Origin of the sequence: Paenarthrobacter sp. CAP02 (genome assembly GCF_040137855.1) — a bacterium.
Classification (GTDB): Bacteria; Actinomycetota; Actinomycetes; order Actinomycetales; family Micrococcaceae; genus Arthrobacter.
This window is the reverse complement of the sequence record NZ_JBEEII010000003.1, coordinates 433,461-450,328: the sequence shown is the minus strand read 5'-3', so window position 1 is coordinate 450,328 and position 16,868 is coordinate 433,461. Positions and strand designations below refer to the sequence as shown.

The window sequence follows — 16,868 nt, the reverse complement described above, 5'->3', positions numbered from 1 at the left end:
GGACATGACATTGAGCAAAGGGACCCGCGTGGAGTGGAACACCTCCCAGGGGAAGACCCAAGGCAAAATCGTGGAGAAGAAGACCAGCGACTTCGAGCTGGACGGGAACATGCACCGTGCCAGCGAAGATGAGCCGCAATACGTCGTCGAATCGGAGAAGACCGGCGCGCGGGCAGCGCACAAGGGCGCAGCGTTGACCGAGAAGAAGTAGTGCCGTGGCCCGGCACGAGGTAGTGATCATCGGTGGTGGCAACGCCGGCGTCTCCCTGGCAGCCCGCCTGGTGAGGTACGGGGTCAAGGACGTTGCCCTCATCGAGCCCCGCGACCATCACCTGTACCAACCGTTGTTTTCCCATATCGCGGGCGGACGCGCCCAAGTGAAGGAAGCTGTCCGCAGCCAGCAGTCCGTGATGCCCAAGGTAGTCACTTGGATCAGGGACAAGGCAACGGACATTGATGCGGGGGCCAACACCGTCATGCTGGAGTCCGGCTCTTCAGTGGACTACGGGCACCTGGTGGTGTGCCCAGGGTTGCAGTACCACTGGGAAGCAGTGCCCGGCTTGGCAGAGGCCGTAAATTCGCCCTACGGATCGTCCCACTACGAATTTGAGCTGGCCCCCAAGACGTGGAGCTTGCTCAGCGCCCTGCGTTCGGGAACGGCCATCTTCACCATGCCTGCCGGTCCCGTCAAATGCGCCGGCGCCAGCCAAAAACCGATGTACCTCGCCTGTGACTACTGGAAGGAAAAAGGGAGTCCTCGACAAAATCCGCGTCGTGATGGTCCAGCCCTATCCCACGGTTTTCGGGATTCCGGAGGTGGACCAGGAGCTGGAACGCAAGATTGCCGAGTACGGCATTGAGCTCCGGACCAACAGCGAACTGGTCTCGGTGGACCCGGCCAGCCGGACAGTCAGTATCCGTGACACCGCAGCAGGCACCATCGAAGAGCTGCAGTACGAGGTCCTCAACGCGGTACCACCCCAGTCCGCGCCCGATTGGCTCACCTCCACCGACCTCCCGGCCGCGGGGAACCAGGGCGGTTTCGTCGAGGTGGACACCGAAACCCTGCGCCACCCCCGGTACGCCAACGTCTGGTCCCTGGGCGATGCTGCCGGCACATCCAACTCAAAGTCCGGCGGGTCGCTCCGGAAGCAGACCAAGGTGCTCGCCAGAAACCTCGTGGCTGCCCGGGAAGGAAAACCCGTCACGCAGAAGTACAACGGCTACTCAGTGTGCCCGTTTACGGTTTCCCGCAACACGGTGGTCTTCGCAGAATTCGACAACCACTACCGGCCCATGCCAACTATCCCCAAAGTGCCCACATGGAAGGAGAGCCGGCTTTCCTGGTGGGTGGACAGGATCATGTTCCCGCAGGTTTATTGGCGGCTGATCCTTCGGGGTCGCGCCTGACGACGCCGCCCATCGCCGTCGGTGGGACGGACGGACGACGGCGGGAGGTCGCCGTCGTCCGTCCGGACAAGCCTGCTGGGCCTGCTGGGTTTAGTACTCGCCTTTGATGACGAAGTACGAACCGCGGATGACCCCAGCCAGCTTGGACTTCTGCCTGGCGAACTTAAAGTTCGCGGCCAGTTCCTCCGGAACCTCCATGCCGTCCGAGAGTTTGAAGCCCACAGCTCTTTTGCCGCCCTCGATGCCGTACATCACGTTGATGGACAGCCCCGATTGGTAGAAAACGTAGGCCATGCTCAGCCCGTCGACTTCGAAGGCGGTAGCTTCCAGGGCCGGCGATCCGATAACGATCCCGCGTTCCTCCCGGAGGATGCGGCTCACTCGTTCGACGACGTCGGGGACCTCGCTGGCCGGACTCACAGCGAAGACGTGCTGGTACTTGTTCCGGAAATACCGGGCCTCGTTGGCGCGCAGGCCCGCGAGGGCCTCGGCCACAGGAGAAGTCTCAAGCCCAGCCGTGGAAACCTTCTCAAAATCAACGATGTGCGGCATGCAGCCTCCTTGTAGGACGTGTCCGCACCCATGCTAACCCGGCCGCGCATCCGTCCTGAGCCTTGTCCGGATCTGGCGGAGTGCCATGAGCGGGAAGAGCAGCAGTGAGATCATTCCGGCCCCCACCAGTGCCGAGGCGATTCCGCTGGTTATAAGCCCTTGGTCCCGGCCGATGGCGGTCACGGCAACGATGATGGGCAGCCCAGTTGCCCCAAACAGGATCAAAGCCCGCTTCTCGTTGGGCGGGGCGCCTGGCGGAGAGGCGAGCAATGATGGCAGCCCGCGGATGATGAGCAAGAGGGCCACGAACAAGGGGACCCAGACCAGGGTAGCGGGGCTGGAGGTCAAGGCAGCGAGGTCGAAGTCGATTCCGGCGTCGATAAAGAAGATGGGGACCAGGAAACCAAACGCAACGGCGTCGATCTTGGTTTCAACCACTTTGCGGTCCTCCTCCGGAGCCCGGGCCATGACGGTTTTCCAGAGGACGCCGGCGGCGAAAGCGCCGAGCAGCATATCCAGGCCCAGCACCATGCTCAGCACTACCAGCGCGCTCAGGATCAGCATGATGGACCGGACCGCGAACTGGCTGCTCGTGTGCAGTGTCCGGGTCACGTGGGCGTGGAACAAGGTGTGCCGTGCCCTGGAAGCGAAGAAGACCGCCACGCCCGTGAGGACAACGAAGCCCACCAGCACCACCGACGCGATGCCCACCCGGCGCCCGCTGAAGAACAGCGAAATGGCGATCAGGGGCCCAAACTCGCCGGCTGCCCCGAGGGCTGTCACAGCGATTCCAAGAGGCGACGTCGAGGTCCCGGCATCACGAAGGATTGGCAGAATGGCACCCAATGCCGTGGAAGACAAGGCGATGCCAATGATCACGGCCGCTTCCGGGCCCGGAACCAGCAGGAAGCCAGCGCCGATACCTGCTGCGAGCGAGATGATCCAACCCGCTGCTGCCCGGTTTGCGGGCTTTCCCCTGATGGTCGAAAAGTCGATCTCATTGCCGGCAACGAAGAACAGCATGGCGACGCCGAAGTCGGCCAAGGTGTCGGTGAAGCGGGTCGACTCGATCCACCCCAGCAGGCTTGGGCCCAACAAAATTCCCAAACCAATCTCGAAAACCACGATCGGAATCTTGACCACGCGGTCCAGCAATCGGGCTGCAAGCGGCGCCGCAACACCGAGCATGGCTATCAGGACCAAGGACACAGACAGATCTTGCATGGGCGGCGCCGAAGTCACGGCCGGCCCGGCCAATCCTTGCCAGCCCAGGGATCGTAGTCGGCAATCAACGTTTCCTGCGCAGGCCGTTGCGCTTCAGGGATGTGTTGAAGGTTGATGCGCACCCGATACCAAAGGGAGCTTGAACCGCGCATCCCGTCTATGAGCACATCTGCGGGGTGGAGTGCGGAAGTAAGGTCCGAATGGCCTGACTTCCATTGCTCGAGTGCTGCGAGGGCCTCCGGTTTCGTTTTGGTCCTGGCCACCTCGATCAGCGGCATCGTGGACATCCTCCGACCCGATCCGTCGCCTGCCCGCGGCGCCTTCTCTGCCGGGCCGAGTTCCGCAGCCAGGGCGAGCAGGCCATCCAGCGAGCCCGCGGCGTCATCAATGCCCGCGTGTGGGTCGCCGGATTCGGCGAAGCGGGTGGGGACTGTGAGCACGGTGAATTGTTCTGGCCGGGCGGACCGGACTTCCTCCCAGCTCAGTGGGGTCGATACCCGGGCATCCGGAAGGGAACGGATCGAATAAGCCGATGCGACAGTGCGGTCCTTCGCATTTTGGTTGAAGTCGACGAAGACGCTTTCGCCACGCTCTTCCTTCCACCACCGTGCCGTGGCCAGGCCCGGGGCGCGGTTCTCCACTTCACGCGCCAACGTTTCAGCGGCGAGCCGAACATCACGGAAGGACCACTGGGGTGCAATGCGGGCCAGGATATGGAGCCCGCGCGAGCCGCTGGTCTTTGGCCAGCCCACCAGCCCGACGTCGGCCAGTACCTCCCGCGCGACATAGGCGGTGTCCACGATCTTCGACCAGTCCACCCCGGGCATCGGGTCGAGATCCACCCGGAGTTCATCCGGATGGTCGAGGTCCTCGGCGCGTACCGGATGCGGATTCAGGTCCAGGCATCCCAGGTTGACCACCCAGGCCAGGCCCGCGGCATCCCTGATGACCGTTTCTTCCGCGGAAGTGCCGGATGAGTAATGCAGGGTTGCAGTGTCGATGAACGCCGGATGGTTCTCAGGCACGCGCTTTTGAAAGAACGGCTCCGCGTTGATGCCCTTCGGGAAGCGTTTGAGGACCATGGGGCGGCCGCCGGCTCCCCGCAAGGCACCATCAGCGACCGCCAAGTAGTAGTGGACCAGATCCAGCTTGGTCAGCCCGGGCTCGGGGAAGACCACCTTATCCGGATTGGAGATGCGGACTTCGGCACCATCAACGTCCAGGATCTCCGCGGGTGTCTTGGAGGGGCTCATGCGGCCACGCTAGCAAGCAACAGCCGTCACAGCCAGAGTTGCGATGAAACAAATTGCATGGCCGCAGCAATCGGGTGGCCAAAAAGCTCAGACTGGCTTTAAAAATATAAACGGGTATGGTGATTCTAAAGCGAATTCGAAGGGAATGATTGGCTTGTCCGGTAAATCACCGATCAATGCGAAGAAAAAGAAATCCGGGAAAACCATCTTGGAAAAGAGGGCAGAAAAGCGTGCCAAGGCTGAGGGCAACGAGAACCTGTTCGCCAAGCCCAGGAAAAGCCACCGGTAGGGCCGCCGTGTGGCGGTGACCCCTCAAGGTTGAGAGACTTCGTCCGGCATGCGTTCGGCTCACGTTTGTTCCGGAAAAATAGGAGACGCCTGCCTGGCAGAAAGTAAGAAGATTGAAATGCAGAAGTTTCTGTTTGCGCTTATTGTCCCTGCCCGGCTTCACGAACCCATCAGGGTTGAGGAAATCGGGGCGGCCCTTGCAAGTCGGCAATCACTAGTGGAGGGAAATGTGGAAGCCATTTCAGGGCGTGGCTGGCATGCTTTCCTCAATGACCAGGCTGAGTCCATTCCGTTGCCCCTGAACCCCCGGGCTGAAGTCCTGATTCGGGAAGCAGGCACCCCCATCGAGGATCCGGTGAGTGGCAATGCCGTGTTTCTCGGCCAGGGGAGCGACGGCAATGAAACGGACGTCCCGGGACAGTTGCTGTCGCTGGCAGAGCGGTTGTTTGGGACCCGGTTGGCGGCCTGAATAGGGTCTGGTCAGTCCGTGCTCCGGGCCTGGACTGACCACGGCCTGGCACCATGATGCGCAGACCGCTCGGAGGCTGGACGACTATATTGGGCCATGTCAGCCCACCGCCACAACTGAGGGAGCCTGCACATTATGGCGAAGGAACTTGCCACCCAACTCATTGAACAACTCCAGGCTGCCGGGGTGCAGCGGATCTACGGGATAGTCGGGGACAGCCTCAACCCGGTGGTGGATGCGGTCCGCCAGACGGGCGGCTCAAGCAAGGGCGGTATTGACTGGATCCATGTTCGCCACGAGGAAGCTGCCGCCTTCGCTGCGGCAGCAGAGGCACAGCTGACCGGCAAACTGGCCGTCTGCGCCGGCTCCTGCGGGCCCGGAAACCTGCATTTGATCAACGGCCTTTACGACGCCAATCGGACCGGCGCACCCGTTTTGGCCATAGCCTCCCACATCCCCAGCAAGCAGATCGGCAGTGGCTTCTTCCAGGAGACCCACCCGGACCGGCTCTTCAACGAATGCTCCGTGTACTCCGAAATGATCAGCACCGCCGAACAGGCGCCGCGGGTCATGCACAGCGCCATCCAGAACGCACTGGGCCTGGGCGGTGTCGCCGTGGTTACCCTGCCGGGGGATATCGCGGGACTCGAGGCCGTCGCGCCTACGCCCCTGCCGGCGACTTTCCGGCCCGCCAGTCTGGTCCCTGATCCAACCAGCGTCCAGGAACTGGCTGGAGCCATCAACGACGCCGGAAAGGTCGCCATTTTCGCCGGCGCGGGCGTCGAAGGCGCGCACAGTGAGCTGATCTCCTTGGCTGAACTGATCAACGCCCCGATTGGCCATTCCTTGCGGGGCAAAGACTTCGTCCAGTACGACAACCCGTTCGACATCGGCATGACCGGATTGCTCGGTTATGGTGCCGCCGCCGAGGGTATCGAAGACGCCGACCTGCTCATCCTGCTGGGTACCGACTTTCCCTATGACCAGTTCCTCCCGGACACCCGGACCGCGCAGGTGGATCGCGCCGCGCAGCGGCTGGGGCGTCGGACCGACGTCGACATCGCAGTCCATGGCGACGTGCTCCCCACCCTGAGAGCCCTCCTGCCGTTGGTACAGCCAAAGAAGAACCGGCGCTTCCTGGACCAGATGCTCAAGAAGCACGATCGGCTCATGAATAAGGCGGTGGGTGCCTACACGCGCAAGGTCGAGAAGAAACAGCCCATCCACCCCGAATACGCGGCGTCCCTGCTCGACCAGGTAGCTGCCGAAGACGCCGTCTTCACCGCCGACACTGGAATGTGCAATGTCTGGACTGCCCGCTACATCAACCCGTTGGGTACCCGTCGGTTGATTGGGTCCTTCCTGCACGGGTCCATGGCGAACGCGCTTCCACATGCCATCGGTGCGCAGCTGGCCTATCCGGGACGGCAGGTGGTCTCCGTGTCCGGTGATGGCGGCTTGTCCATGCTCCTGGGCGAACTCGTCACTGTGGCCGCGCATAAGTTGCCGGTCAACGTCGTGGTGTTCAACAACTCCACGCTGGGCATGGTCAAGCTCGAAATGCTGGTGGACGGGCTGCCCGACTTCGGTGTGGATGTGCCCGAGGCCAACTACGCGGCCGTGGCAAAGGCCCTGGGCTTCCATGCCGTGCGCGTTACGGATCCTGCTGACATTGAGGCCGCCTACCGGGAGGCGTTCGCGCATCCCGGCCCTTCCTTGGTGGAACTCATCACGGACCCGAACGCACTGTCCATCCCGCCGAAGATTTCGGGTTCGCAGGTCATCGGCTTCGCCACTGCGATGTCCAAGGTGGTGCTGAACCGCGGTGCCGGTGAGGCTGTCAGCATGGCCCGCAGCAACCTGCGGAACATCCCGCGACGCTGACTCAGCGCCCGTAAGCGGCTGCCAGGTAGGGTGCCGTCCGGCTGGTGGTGGAACGCGCGACGGCGGCCGGCGGCCCAGCGGCGATGATTGTGCCGCCGGCGTCGCCGCCGCCCGGTCCCAGGTCGATCACCCAGTCGGCCCCGGCTACGACATCCATCTCGTGTTCGACCACGATGACGGTGTTTCCGGCGTCCACGAGCCGGTGAAGTTGCGCCATCAGGAGCTGTACGTCAGCGGGGTGAAGTCCGGTGGTGGGTTCGTCAAGGATGTACAGGGTGTGCCCTCGCTGGATGCGCTGCAGTTCAGTGGCGAGCTTGATGCGCTGGGCTTCACCACCGGACAGTTCCGTGGCCGGCTGGCCCAAGCGAAGGTAGCCCAGTCCCACCTCCAGCAGTGTTTGCAGGCTGCGGGCGACACCCGGGAGGTCGGACAGGAAGTCGGACGCTGCCTCCGCTGTCATGCCCAGGACATCGGCGATGCTTTTGCCGCGGTACTTCACTTCAAGGGTTTCGGGGTTGAACCGGGATCCTTGGCATTCCGGGCAAGGCCCGTAGCTGCCGGGAAGGAACAAAAGCTCCACGGCAACGAATCCCTCGCCCTGGCAGGTTTCGCAGCGCCCACCAGCGACGTTGAAGGAGAAGCGGCCAGGGCCGAAGCCGCGGGCACGGGCATCTTCGGTGGCAGCGAACTCCTTCCGCACCCCATCAAACAAGCCGGTGTACGTTGCAAGGTTGGAACGCGGTGTACGGCCGATGGGCTTCTGGTCGACCTTGACGAGGCGGTCCAGTCCATGAAGCCCGGAGACTGACCCCGCACTGTTGGGTACGTCCCGGTCAGCTGTTTCGATGGTCCCCGGATGAAGCGCCGCGTCCACTACCTCTGCCAGGACCAAACTGACCAGGGTGGACTTTCCAGAGCCTGACACACCGGTCACGGCGGTCAGGACGCCCAGCGGGAATCCGGCCTCGAGGTCGCGCAGATTGTGCCGGTTGACGTTGTGAAGCGTCACCCATTCCTTCGCTCCCCGGGGTTGGCTGGTGCTCCCTCGACTCCCGGCGGCGGCTGGACCGTCGTCGTTCTTTTGATTCCCCGCACTGCTGGTAGCAGGGAAGAGGAACGGCCGCGTCACTGACTCCTTCACGTCGGCAAGGCCGGCGACGGGGCCGCTGTAAAGAATTTCTCCGCCACCTTCACCCGCGCGCGGACCAACATCAACCAGCCAGTCGGCAGCCCGCACGAATTCCATGTTGTGTTCGACCACAAACACCGAGTTGCCGGAGGCTTTGAGCTGGTCCAGGACATCGAGCAAGGATTCGGCATCTGCGGGGTGCAGCCCCGCCGATGGTTCATCGAGCACATAGACCACCCCAAACAGCCCCGAACGCAGCTGCGTGGCAATCCTCAGCCGCTGCATTTCGCCCGGGGAAAGCGTAGGCGTTTGGCGGCCCAATGCCAGGTATCCGAGGCCAAGGTCGGTCAGTACCGTGAGCCGCTTGAGCAGGTCGCGGGTGATCGCAACGGCTACTTCGGTTGCTTCGCCGGAGGACTGCTTTCGGGAAGCCGTCCCAGCAGAAGCGAGCTCCGTGGTTGGCCGGATAACGTCGGCCAGTTCGGTCATGGGCAGTGCGTTGAGTTCGGCGATGTTCTTCCCGGCGAAGGTCACGGCCAGCGCCTCCGGCCGGAGCCCGCTGCCGCCGCAGCGTGGGCATGGGCCGCTGACCATGAAGCGCAGCACGCGGTCGCGCATGGTGGTGCTCTTGGAATCGGCCAGGGTGTGCATCACGTAGCTCCGGGCGCTCCAGAACCTGCCTTTGTAGGGTTTGGCCACCCGATCGCGCTGCGGCGTCACTTCCACCACAGGTTGCTCTTCGGTGAACAGGATCCAGTCGCGGTCCTTCTTTGGGAGCTTCCGCCACGGGGTGTCCACGTCGTAGCCCAGATGGGTCAGGATGTCGCGGAGGTTCTTACCTTGCCAGGCGCCGGGCCAGGCCGCGATGGCGCCGTCCCGGATGCTGAGGGTCGGATCGGGGACCAAGGAGGCTTCGGTGACTGTGTGCGCGGTCCCGAGCCCGTGGCACTCGGGACAGGCGCCTGCTGCGGTGTTGGGGGAGAAGGCATCGGAGTCGAGCTGCCCGACGCCGTCGGGGTAGGTCCCGGAACGTGAAAAGAGCATCCGCAGCGAGTTCGACAAGGTGGTCACTGTTCCCACGCTTGAGCGGGTACTGGCGGTACCACGGCGTTGTTGGAGCGCGACGGCGGGTGGCAGCCCGGTGATGGACTCGACCTTGGGATTGTGGCCTTGTTGGATAAGCCGGCGTGCGTAGGGCGCGACGGACTCGAAGTAGCGGCGTTGGGCTTCGGCGAAGATGGTTCCGAAGGCCAGGGAGGATTTCCCGGAACCGGAAACTCCGGTGAAGGCCACGATGGAATCGCGCGGGACGTCCACGTCGATATTGCGGAGGTTGTTCTCGCGGGCCCCGTGGACCCTCACGAAGCCGTCCTCGGCGGGGGACTGCGGTGCAGCAGGGTCGGGTCCGGGCCGTTGGGTCGTCATCAGTTTGCTGTCCATTGACACGACTCTATCGGCGTCCGGCTCCCGCACCGTTTTCCTCAGCGCTGACGACGGCGGCTACCGCACTGATCTCCACCAGCGCACCGGGTACGCCCAGGCCCGCCACGAAAGCTGCCGTCACCAGGGGTGGCTCCTCTGAAGCGAGCTGCGCAGCAATCGCTCCGTAGCCTGCCGAGAGGTCGGCACCTTCAACGAAGAGCACAGTCCACTGGATGACGTCTTCCAGGCCCGCGCCCGCGGCCTCGAGGGCAGTTTTGGCGTTGTGCAGTGCGCGGGCAGACTGGATGGCTGCGTCGCCTTCTCCAACCAGTTTTCCGTCCCGGTCTACGGCGTTCTGACCACCGACGTAGATGGTTGTTGCGCCGGGGGGAACGACGGCGACGTGGCTGAAGGCGGGGCTGTTGACCAACCCGGGTGGGCGGAGGCGCTGAATAGGTGACATGAGGGTATGGTGCCATCCGGCGTCGACGGCCAAAAGGGGGCGCCGCTAATCGGCGGCAGGCCGACGTCGTTGTTGCTTGGTTGCCGACCGTTGTTCCTTGGCAGCCCTGTGGCGTCGTGCGGAACCGCGGGTTGGTTTGGAAGGCCGACGGACGGACTCGGGAACGAGGGCCGTCTCAATGAGGCCGGCCAGTTTGGCAAGGGCGAGCTCTCTGTTGCGAAGCTGGGACCGCTCTTCGGACGCCGTCACGGTGATGACGCCGGAGACGAGCCTTCGTTCGAGACGCTTGAGCAGGAGTTGGCGTTGCTCATCAGTGACGGCAAGGGACTCCTCGACGTTCCACATCACTTCGGCGCGGGTATCGGTGGTATTGACGTGCTGGCCGCCCGGGCCCGAGGACCGCGAAAACCGCCAGCTGAGTTCAGCGGCGGGGATATTCAGCGAGGGCGGGATGTCCAAGTCCATGGATTAAGCGTTGCACGCCCCACGCTAGGATCTTGTCATGGCCGGTTCCCTGGATTTCCTCGGCCCCATTCTTGAGCTGATGACGTGGGTGGGGTTTGTCCCCGGCGTGCCTCTGCTGGTCATCGCGTGGGTTGCTGCGAGGCGCCGCTGCCCCTGGGCGGCGGCCGACGGCGAACAGTTCACCGCCGGGGGATACCTGGGACTCCACTGGGTGGACCAACGCAATGAGGAACAGAAAGTCCTTCTGGACGTCGCCGCAAAAGATGGCAGCCTCACATCACGGTCAGTGGTGGTCCACTACGATATCTGCCACCCCTCCAGATGCTCCCTTCAGCCGCCCAAGTACGACAACACCGTGCTGATTCTTGGCTGGGTCCTTACTGGCATTGGTTTCCTGAGTACTGTCGGTGGACTTCTCCTGGTGATCATCTAGCCGCTGGCCCTTGAACGCCCGATCGGTGCGGAGCTAGCATTTGCGAACGGCAGGTCCGTGCGGCCAAAACCAGGAGATCCAGATGAGCGAATCGTCCGCCACGCTGACAGTGGACTTGATTATTTCCTTGGACGGTTACGCTTCAGCCGAGGGGTGGCCGGGATGGTGGGGGCTGGAGAGCCCGGACTACCTGGCGTGGCTGGAGGAAGAAGGCAAGAAGGAGTTCACCACTCTGATGGGGGCAAATACCTACAGGGTCATGTCAGGTATGTCCGTACAGGCCGCGGGCCAAGACTCAGGCTTCTCCGAACAAGAAGACGCCGCCCTCACCGGGTTGGCCGCCATGCGCAAAGTCATCTTCTCATCCACCCTGCAGCAGCCCTTGGCGTGGCCCAACTCGGAGCTGGTCAGCGGTGACGCGGTGGAGACCGTGCGAAGGATGAAGGAATCCGGAACCAGGAAGTTGATGACCCTGGGCAGCCTCAGTCTTAGCCGCTCCCTGCTGGCCGCCGGCCTGGTTGACAGGTATCGACTGGTCATTTTCCCCGTCATCACCGGCCGTACCGGACGGGAGCGAATTTACGACGGCTATCCGGACGTTTCCCTTGAAATGGTAGGGAGCAGGACGTTTGGAGGCGGGCTGCAAATGCTCGAGTACATTCCCACCGTTATCGACGGCCCACGGGCTGGTCGAGTGTGAGGCACCGCACAGGAACAGGATCCGCAGGGTCCTGGTGGACAGCCGGGACTAGGGCTGTTCGGGGAGCAAACTCTTCAAGCAGTCGGCGTAGTGGGTCATGGCTTCGGAGAACGTCAGAAGTTCGAAGCCTGCGGGGCCTTCGATGCTGCGGTTTCCGTCACCGGCCTCACGCCATAAGAGGGGCTCGCTGCTGGCGCCATTTGCTGTGAGCGTTGCAATGCCCCACGGGTGGCTCGGATCCGCCACCGTGATCCCGGCCGCATCGAAGGTATCGCGCAGGACGTAGGTGGTGACGGTCCGCCATGACTGCAGGAACGGTGGCCTTAGCTGCTCAATAAGGTCCTCGTCCTGAATGTTGTAGGCGTCCAATAGACCCTTTGATAGCCCGTCCCACTCTTTGTCGTCTCGGACCATGAGGTGCGCTGCCTCAACATGGGCGATGGTTTCGTTTAACGTCATGGCCAGCTCCCCACACTTCCTGTCGTCGCTCAAGCCCGTTCACTCAAGCCCAGGCGCCCGTGGTCATTGCCACGTCACACCATCATGAAAAGTAAACGGACAGGAGCCCTTCTTGATTCCCGTTGCTGCCGTTGTCGGCCACCACCGGTGGTCAATAAGCAAACTTACTAATAGGCTGGGCGTGGGGGCGTCCCCGAACGAAGAGAGTTGAGGCGAACATGGCAGAAGAGCGCGACATCAGCAAAGTCACGGACATCATCAACGGTGCCAAGATTGGCATGGTGACCACAGTCAATGAACAAGGTGCTTTGGTTAGCCGTCCGCTGGCGGTCCAGGATGTCAAGGACGACGGCGACATGTGGTTCTTCACGGGACTCGGTACGTCACAGGTAGCGCATGTCCGAAATGATCCACGGGTCAACGTGTCCTTCGGAAAGAACACGGAGTGGGTATCTGTTGCCGGAAACGCCGAGGTGGTCACTGACCGGCAGATAATCCGCGACATGTGGAACCAAACAGTTGAAGCGTGGTTCCCGGACGGCCCTGAGACCCCGGAGGTCTGCCTGTTGCGTGTCGACTCTGAGTCTGCCGAGTACTGGACCAGCCCTGGTGGCACGGCTGCGACCGTGCTGCAGTGGGTGAAGTCCAAGGTCACCCACTCGCGGATGAGCGTCGGCGAGAGCGGTACGGTTGACCTGTGAACCGACGTGGTTGATTCGGGGCGGTTTCGGCGCCTCCTGGAGGACGAGAAGCAGCAGAAGCTCGAACTTCTCGCGGCGCTGAGCAGCGACATCACATCGGTGAACCGCGCACGGCAGGACTCGAATGTTGATGACGAGCATGACCCCGAGGGCAGCACCATCGCTTTTGAACTTTCCCAGGCCTCTGCGCTACTGCAGCAGAGCAAGCGTGGACTGGCCCAGATTGACGCCGCTCTTGAGCGCATTGCCGCAGGGAGCTATGGATTGTGCGCCGTGTGTGGTGCGGTAATACCAGAGGGCCGGCTGGAGGCCCGGCCATGGACGCCGTTCTGCGTTAAGCATGCCTCCGGCAGGGCATAGCTCTTTCGAAGAGTGGCCGTTTCGCTTACTTGGCTGCTCGGGGTTCAGGCTCCGCGTCCGCTAGGTCCCCATCCCCGGCTTGACCGGAACGTACTCGATGCCCTGGTGAACTTTCTTTTGCGGTCCACGGGAGAAGCCCTTGGCATCGAGGTGATTACCCGCCCGGTAGTCCGCCAGGGCTTGGTCGTAGGCCTCGTTGAGTTGCCGGCCGCTGAGGATCTCCTGCGTGCCATCGGTGAAGGTGATCTGTACGTTGATGCCGTTTGGGAAGTGGCGCTTCATGCGGATGAAACCTTGGGGATCCTGCTGTAGTGAAATCAAAGTCGGCCACGCTTTCAGAAGAGGTTTCCCCTATCTTCCCGCACGGGACTCTACCGTCGACATTTTAGTTGCAGGTTCAACCAATAAGTTGTACGGTTAACTTGAAGGTTCAAGCTTTGCCCTTCCAGTCAAACCCTGAAGGACCCCACATGACCGCCTGCCTGGACATCGCTCCACCCGCTGCATCGCTGCCCAGGGCGACCGTTCGCAGCAACGTCACCGTGCCGCTTCAGTTTCCTGACGGATTCCGGACGCCGGCGGAAGTCTTCACGTTCCACGGCCTGGCTGACGGCAAGGAGCATTTGCTTCTGGCCCTCGGCTCATGGGAGCAATCCCTGCTGGCCCCGGATAGCGAAACAGGTGTTGCTCCTCTGGTGCGCCTTCACAGCGAATGCATGACAGGTGACGTCTTCGGCAGCGAGCGCTGCGACTGTGGTCCCCAGCTGCGTGAAGCGGTGGAGGAGATTGCCGCCGTCGGAGGTTTCCTGCTGTACCTTCGACAGGAGGGCCGGGGCATTGGCCTGTATTCCAAACTGGATGCTTACGCGCTCCAGGACAACGGCCTGGATACCTACGAAGCCAATCTGGCTCTTGGCCATGACGAAGACGAACGTGACTACTCCGCCGGAGTCCAGATGCTCCAGGCCATTGGTGCCAGTCGAATCCGGCTCCTCAGCAATAATCCTGACAAGGCAGCACAGCTCTCCGCACTGGGAATCGACATCAGCGAACGAGTGCCCACCGGAGTCCATGTGTCCGAAGCCAACCTGGCGTACCTGGCAGCCAAACGCGACCGGACAGGACATGTGCTGGAATTGCCTGAGCCTGCCTTGGTGCCTGAGCCTGTCCCGGAGGTCCGGAGCCCGGGATTCCACACGGAACCGCCAAGCCCGGGAACTTTGATCTCCCGGGCAGAAGCCCTGGTCCCGCACCTTAGGGCACGCGCATCCGAAACTGAGGAACTCCGCCAATTGCCCGAATCCACCATGACCGACCTCCGCCGGTCGGGCGTCTTCCGCCTCCTCGCACCCAAGGGCGTTGGTGGTTACGGGATGGGCGTGGAGACCTACGCTGAGGTGGTCAGGCAACTTGCCCGCGGTTGCGCATCGACTGCATGGACCGCCGGGCACCTGATGGAACATGTGTGGATGTTGGCCCGCTGGCCGAAGGAAGTCCAGGACGAAGTCTTTGCCTTTGGCGGCGTTCCCCTGGCGGCAGCGACGGGTGCCCCGGTTGGTGCCGCCACGAAGGTTCCTGGTGGCTACAACGTCTCCGGCCACTGGAGTTTTGCTTCCGGAGTCATGCATTCGGAATGGGCGCTCCTGGCTGTTGACTGCGACGGTGTCCGGCTCCAAGCGCTGGTCCCCGTCGCGGCGCTCGAATTGATCGATGCCTGGCATACTGCAGGGCTGCGGGGGACAGGCAGCAATGACCTGCGCGCGGACCAGCTCTTCGTTCCTGACCACCGGGTTTTGGAATGGGCCACCCTGGTCGCTTCGGACAACCCGGGAAGCTTGGTCCACCCCGACCCCACACTTCACATCCCGATGGCGACGCTGTTGAACCTGGTGGCACCGTCCACCGCCTTGGGCGCCGCAGAGCATGCCTTGGAGCTGTTTCAAGCGCAATTGATGGTGCGAAAGGTCAAAAACACTACCGAGGTGCGCCAAGCGGACTCTGTACTTGCCCAAGCCCGTTTCTCCGAGGCCTTCGGACAGGTTGCCACCGCGAGGATGCATTGGGAGGAGGCCATCCAAATCCTGGCTGCGGTGATCGGACGGTCCGACACGGAGCCCACAGATACTGAGCGGTCGCGGTACCGGCTATCACTTGCCCTCAGCGGCCAGGCGTCGGAGGCCGCGGTCAGGCTCATCGTCGCGGGTTCGGGCGGCAGTGCACACCGCTTGTCGCATCCCTTGCAGCGCATCCAAAGGGACGTGAATGTCCTCCTGAACCATCCCACGCTCAGCTTCGACCCCATTGTTGAGCAAGCAGGCCGGGGACTGCTGGGCCTGGGGTTCACCGTCAGGTCGTTCTAGGCGTTTCAGGAGCTGGGCCCTCCGTGGTTGGTTCCGCAGCCAAGGTGCTGGCCCGGTCCGCCGCAGCCCCTTGCTTCCTGCTCGCCACCAGGAAGGGCACCGCAATAAGCTCGATAACGCCGGCCATGGCCAATGAAGCCGGATAACCGTAAAGGTCCGCGCCGCGGCCCAGGAGTGGTTGGATCACCACTCCACCGCTGGAACCCATCAGCGAATCAAAGCTGAGGACGGTGGCCCGCTGTTTCGACGGGATCATGTCATTCACATACGCCTGTCGGACCGGAGTAGCCGCAGAACCCACCACGGCCCACAACGCCAGCAGCACCAGGGCTACCCAGAACACGCGCGTGGATCCCAGCACCAGGAGAATCACGGCACCCATCAGGCCGGCGAGGATCATCACTGACGTGCGTTTGTGGAACAGTCCCCGGGCGTGCGGGGCCAGCCAGCCGCCCAGAATCTGCGAGCCTGCGACAATCGCGGCGGCCAGGCCCGCGATGGAATAGGCTTTCGGGTCCCCAAAAAGGGTGAGAAGGTACGGCTGCAGAGCGTAAAAGACGTAAATTCCGACGCCGGCGCTAAAGGGAGCGGCCAGCATCATGTACCGAACGGGCCGGTTTTTCAGGCCGTTGTCTATCGAGGCCGTCAGTACGGTACGGACAGCCCGCATAGGGCTGGTTGAACGCTCAGGCGAGAAACCGACGTCGTGCATGAGACCGAAGGCCACTGCAAACATGGCAAGCAGCACCCCCACGCGCAAAAGGAAAGGCACGCCCAGGTTGGTGGCTTGGGCAATCACGCCGCCCGCGACGGACCCAAACAGCATTGCGAGGCCCTGGACCATTTGCCCGCGGCCAAGCACGGATTCGAGCCCGCCTTCGTAACCGGAGAATCGCAGTGCGTCCACGAGCCACGCTTCGACGGCTCCGGAAAAGAACGTGAAGCCAAGGCCCAGCAGGACCGAAACTACGGCCCACATCCAAAACGGGGCTGAGACCTGCCAGAGCACGTAATACAGGTAGGTGGACACGGCCAGTGTCACGGTACCGAGCAGGAACGATACGCGGCGGCCCCAACCGTCGGCGACCACCCCGGTGGGAACTTCGAAGAGGACCATGCCAGCTGTGAAGAAGGCATTCGCGGCGAAGGCTTCCAAGTTGCTGAGGCCCGCATCAAGCAGGAAAAGGGTGTTGATACCCCAGATGAAGGACGCCGCCACGGTATTACCCAGCGTCAGTGTGAGGTACACACGTTGGATCGTTCGTGCGGCGGGATTCATGGTGTCGCCGCTTCCGC

General features: G+C 62.7%; 18 protein-coding genes and 1 pseudogene. 10 read left to right on the top strand and 9 right to left on the bottom strand.

Translation table 11 applies throughout. From position 1 onward, the window contains the following. Positions 1-4: 4 nt before the first annotated feature. Together ABHM97_RS07660 and ABHM97_RS07655 are read left to right on the top strand one after the other, a co-directional pair. On the top strand, positions 5-211 hold the full coding sequence (locus tag ABHM97_RS07660; protein ID WP_257368206.1) for a hypervirulence associated TUDOR domain-containing protein: 207 nt from the start codon (positions 5-7) through the stop codon (positions 209-211). Between the two features lie 4 nt (positions 212-215). Next, positions 216-1,410, top strand: a pseudogene (locus ABHM97_RS07655) (NAD(P)/FAD-dependent oxidoreductase). Positions 1,411-1,500: 90 nt separating this feature from the next. On the opposite strand, the gene ABHM97_RS07650 reads toward ABHM97_RS07655, so the two are convergent. The 3 genes from ABHM97_RS07650 to ligD are packed head-to-tail and all read right to left on the bottom strand — an operon-like array spanning position 1,501 to position 4,439. After that, entirely contained in the window at positions 1,501-1,962 is a 462-nt protein-coding gene (locus tag ABHM97_RS07650) for a DUF8821 family protein (protein ID WP_257368204.1), read from the bottom strand. A gap of 33 nt (positions 1,963-1,995) precedes the next feature. Next, positions 1,996-3,186, bottom strand: coding sequence for a cation:proton antiporter (locus tag ABHM97_RS07645; RefSeq protein WP_349470194.1), 1,191 nt, complete (start codon positions 3,184-3,186; stop codon positions 1,996-1,998). 14 nt (positions 3,187-3,200) lie between these two features. Next, on the bottom strand, positions 3,201-4,439 hold the full coding sequence (gene ligD, locus ABHM97_RS07640) for a non-homologous end-joining DNA ligase (RefSeq protein WP_349470193.1): 1,239 nt from the start codon (positions 4,437-4,439) through the stop codon (positions 3,201-3,203). A gap of 43 nt (positions 4,440-4,482) precedes the next feature. Here ligD and ABHM97_RS07635 point away from each other — a divergent pair, with 43 nt between their 5' ends. From ABHM97_RS07635 to ABHM97_RS07625, 3 genes are all read left to right on the top strand, one after another. Next, the gene (locus ABHM97_RS07635; RefSeq protein WP_349470192.1) at positions 4,483-4,728 is read left to right on the top strand and encodes a hypothetical protein; all 246 of its coding nucleotides are present in this window, start codon (positions 4,483-4,485) and stop codon (positions 4,726-4,728) included. A gap of 117 nt (positions 4,729-4,845) precedes the next feature. Beyond that, positions 4,846-5,196, top strand: a complete 351-nt coding sequence (locus ABHM97_RS07630) for a DUF3846 domain-containing protein (RefSeq protein WP_349470190.1) — start codon at positions 4,846-4,848, stop codon at positions 5,194-5,196. A gap of 135 nt (positions 5,197-5,331) precedes the next feature. Further along, the gene (locus tag ABHM97_RS07625; RefSeq protein WP_349470188.1) at positions 5,332-7,080 is read left to right on the top strand and encodes a pyruvate dehydrogenase; all 1,749 of its coding nucleotides are present in this window, start codon (positions 5,332-5,334) and stop codon (positions 7,078-7,080) included. 1 nt (position 7,081) lies between these two features. On the opposite strand, the gene uvrA is transcribed toward ABHM97_RS07625, so the two are convergent. Genes uvrA through arfB form a run of 3 tightly spaced genes read right to left on the bottom strand, consistent with a single transcriptional unit; the run spans position 7,082 to position 10,559 of the window. Continuing rightward, a complete protein-coding gene (uvrA, locus tag ABHM97_RS07620; RefSeq protein WP_502921265.1) occupies positions 7,082-9,649 on the bottom strand; it encodes an excinuclease ABC subunit UvrA in 2,568 nt (855 codons plus the stop codon). A 10-nt stretch (positions 9,650-9,659) separates the two neighbouring features. After that, the gene (locus tag ABHM97_RS07615) at positions 9,660-10,094 is read right to left on the bottom strand and encodes a RidA family protein (RefSeq protein WP_284985612.1); all 435 of its coding nucleotides are present in this window, start codon (positions 10,092-10,094) and stop codon (positions 9,660-9,662) included. A 45-nt stretch (positions 10,095-10,139) separates the two neighbouring features. Beyond that, positions 10,140-10,559: an alternative ribosome rescue aminoacyl-tRNA hydrolase ArfB gene (gene arfB, locus ABHM97_RS07610; protein WP_349470186.1), complete on the bottom strand. Its 420-nt coding sequence runs from the start codon at positions 10,557-10,559 to the stop codon at positions 10,140-10,142. Between the two features lie 37 nt (positions 10,560-10,596). Here arfB and ABHM97_RS07605 point away from each other — a divergent pair, with 37 nt between their 5' ends. Together ABHM97_RS07605 and ABHM97_RS07600 are read left to right on the top strand one after the other, a co-directional pair. Next, positions 10,597-10,992: a hypothetical protein gene (locus ABHM97_RS07605; RefSeq protein ID WP_349470184.1), complete on the top strand. Its 396-nt coding sequence runs from the start codon at positions 10,597-10,599 to the stop codon at positions 10,990-10,992. 82 nt (positions 10,993-11,074) lie between these two features. Beyond that, on the top strand, positions 11,075-11,692 hold the full coding sequence (locus tag ABHM97_RS07600; protein ID WP_349470182.1) for a dihydrofolate reductase family protein: 618 nt from the start codon (positions 11,075-11,077) through the stop codon (positions 11,690-11,692). 48 nt (positions 11,693-11,740) lie between these two features. On the opposite strand, the gene ABHM97_RS07595 is transcribed toward ABHM97_RS07600, so the two are convergent. Then, positions 11,741-12,151 carry a hypothetical protein gene (locus tag ABHM97_RS07595; protein ID WP_349470180.1) on the bottom strand — a complete coding sequence of 137 codons (411 nt, stop codon included), beginning with the start codon at positions 12,149-12,151 and terminating at the stop codon, positions 11,741-11,743. A gap of 218 nt (positions 12,152-12,369) precedes the next feature. On the opposite strand from ABHM97_RS07595, the gene ABHM97_RS07590 reads away from it, so the two are divergent. Beyond that, the gene (locus ABHM97_RS07590) at positions 12,370-12,852 is read left to right on the top strand and encodes a pyridoxamine 5'-phosphate oxidase family protein (RefSeq protein WP_284985617.1); all 483 of its coding nucleotides are present in this window, start codon (positions 12,370-12,372) and stop codon (positions 12,850-12,852) included. A gap of 6 nt (positions 12,853-12,858) precedes the next feature. Beyond that, entirely contained in the window at positions 12,859-13,212 is a 354-nt protein-coding gene (locus ABHM97_RS07585) for a TraR/DksA family transcriptional regulator (protein ID WP_349470179.1), read from the top strand. Between the two features lie 60 nt (positions 13,213-13,272). Here the strand turns inward: ABHM97_RS07585 and ABHM97_RS07580 are convergent, their stop codons facing one another. Continuing rightward, positions 13,273-13,533, bottom strand: a complete 261-nt coding sequence (locus tag ABHM97_RS07580) for a hypothetical protein (RefSeq protein ID WP_257368438.1) — start codon at positions 13,531-13,533, stop codon at positions 13,273-13,275. Between the two features lie 149 nt (positions 13,534-13,682). On the opposite strand from ABHM97_RS07580, the gene ribA reads away from it, so the two are divergent. Next, positions 13,683-15,572 (top strand): GTP cyclohydrolase II RibA, encoded by a 1,890-nt coding sequence (ribA, locus tag ABHM97_RS07575; RefSeq protein WP_349470177.1) that lies wholly within the window; start codon positions 13,683-13,685, stop codon positions 15,570-15,572. On the opposite strand, the gene ABHM97_RS07570 is transcribed toward ribA, so the two are convergent. Next, positions 15,559-16,851: an MFS transporter gene (locus ABHM97_RS07570; protein ID WP_349470231.1), complete on the bottom strand. Its 1,293-nt coding sequence runs from the start codon at positions 16,849-16,851 to the stop codon at positions 15,559-15,561. The two genes, ribA and ABHM97_RS07570, sit on opposite strands and share 14 nt — an antisense overlap. Between the last annotated feature and the right edge of the window lie 17 nt (positions 16,852-16,868).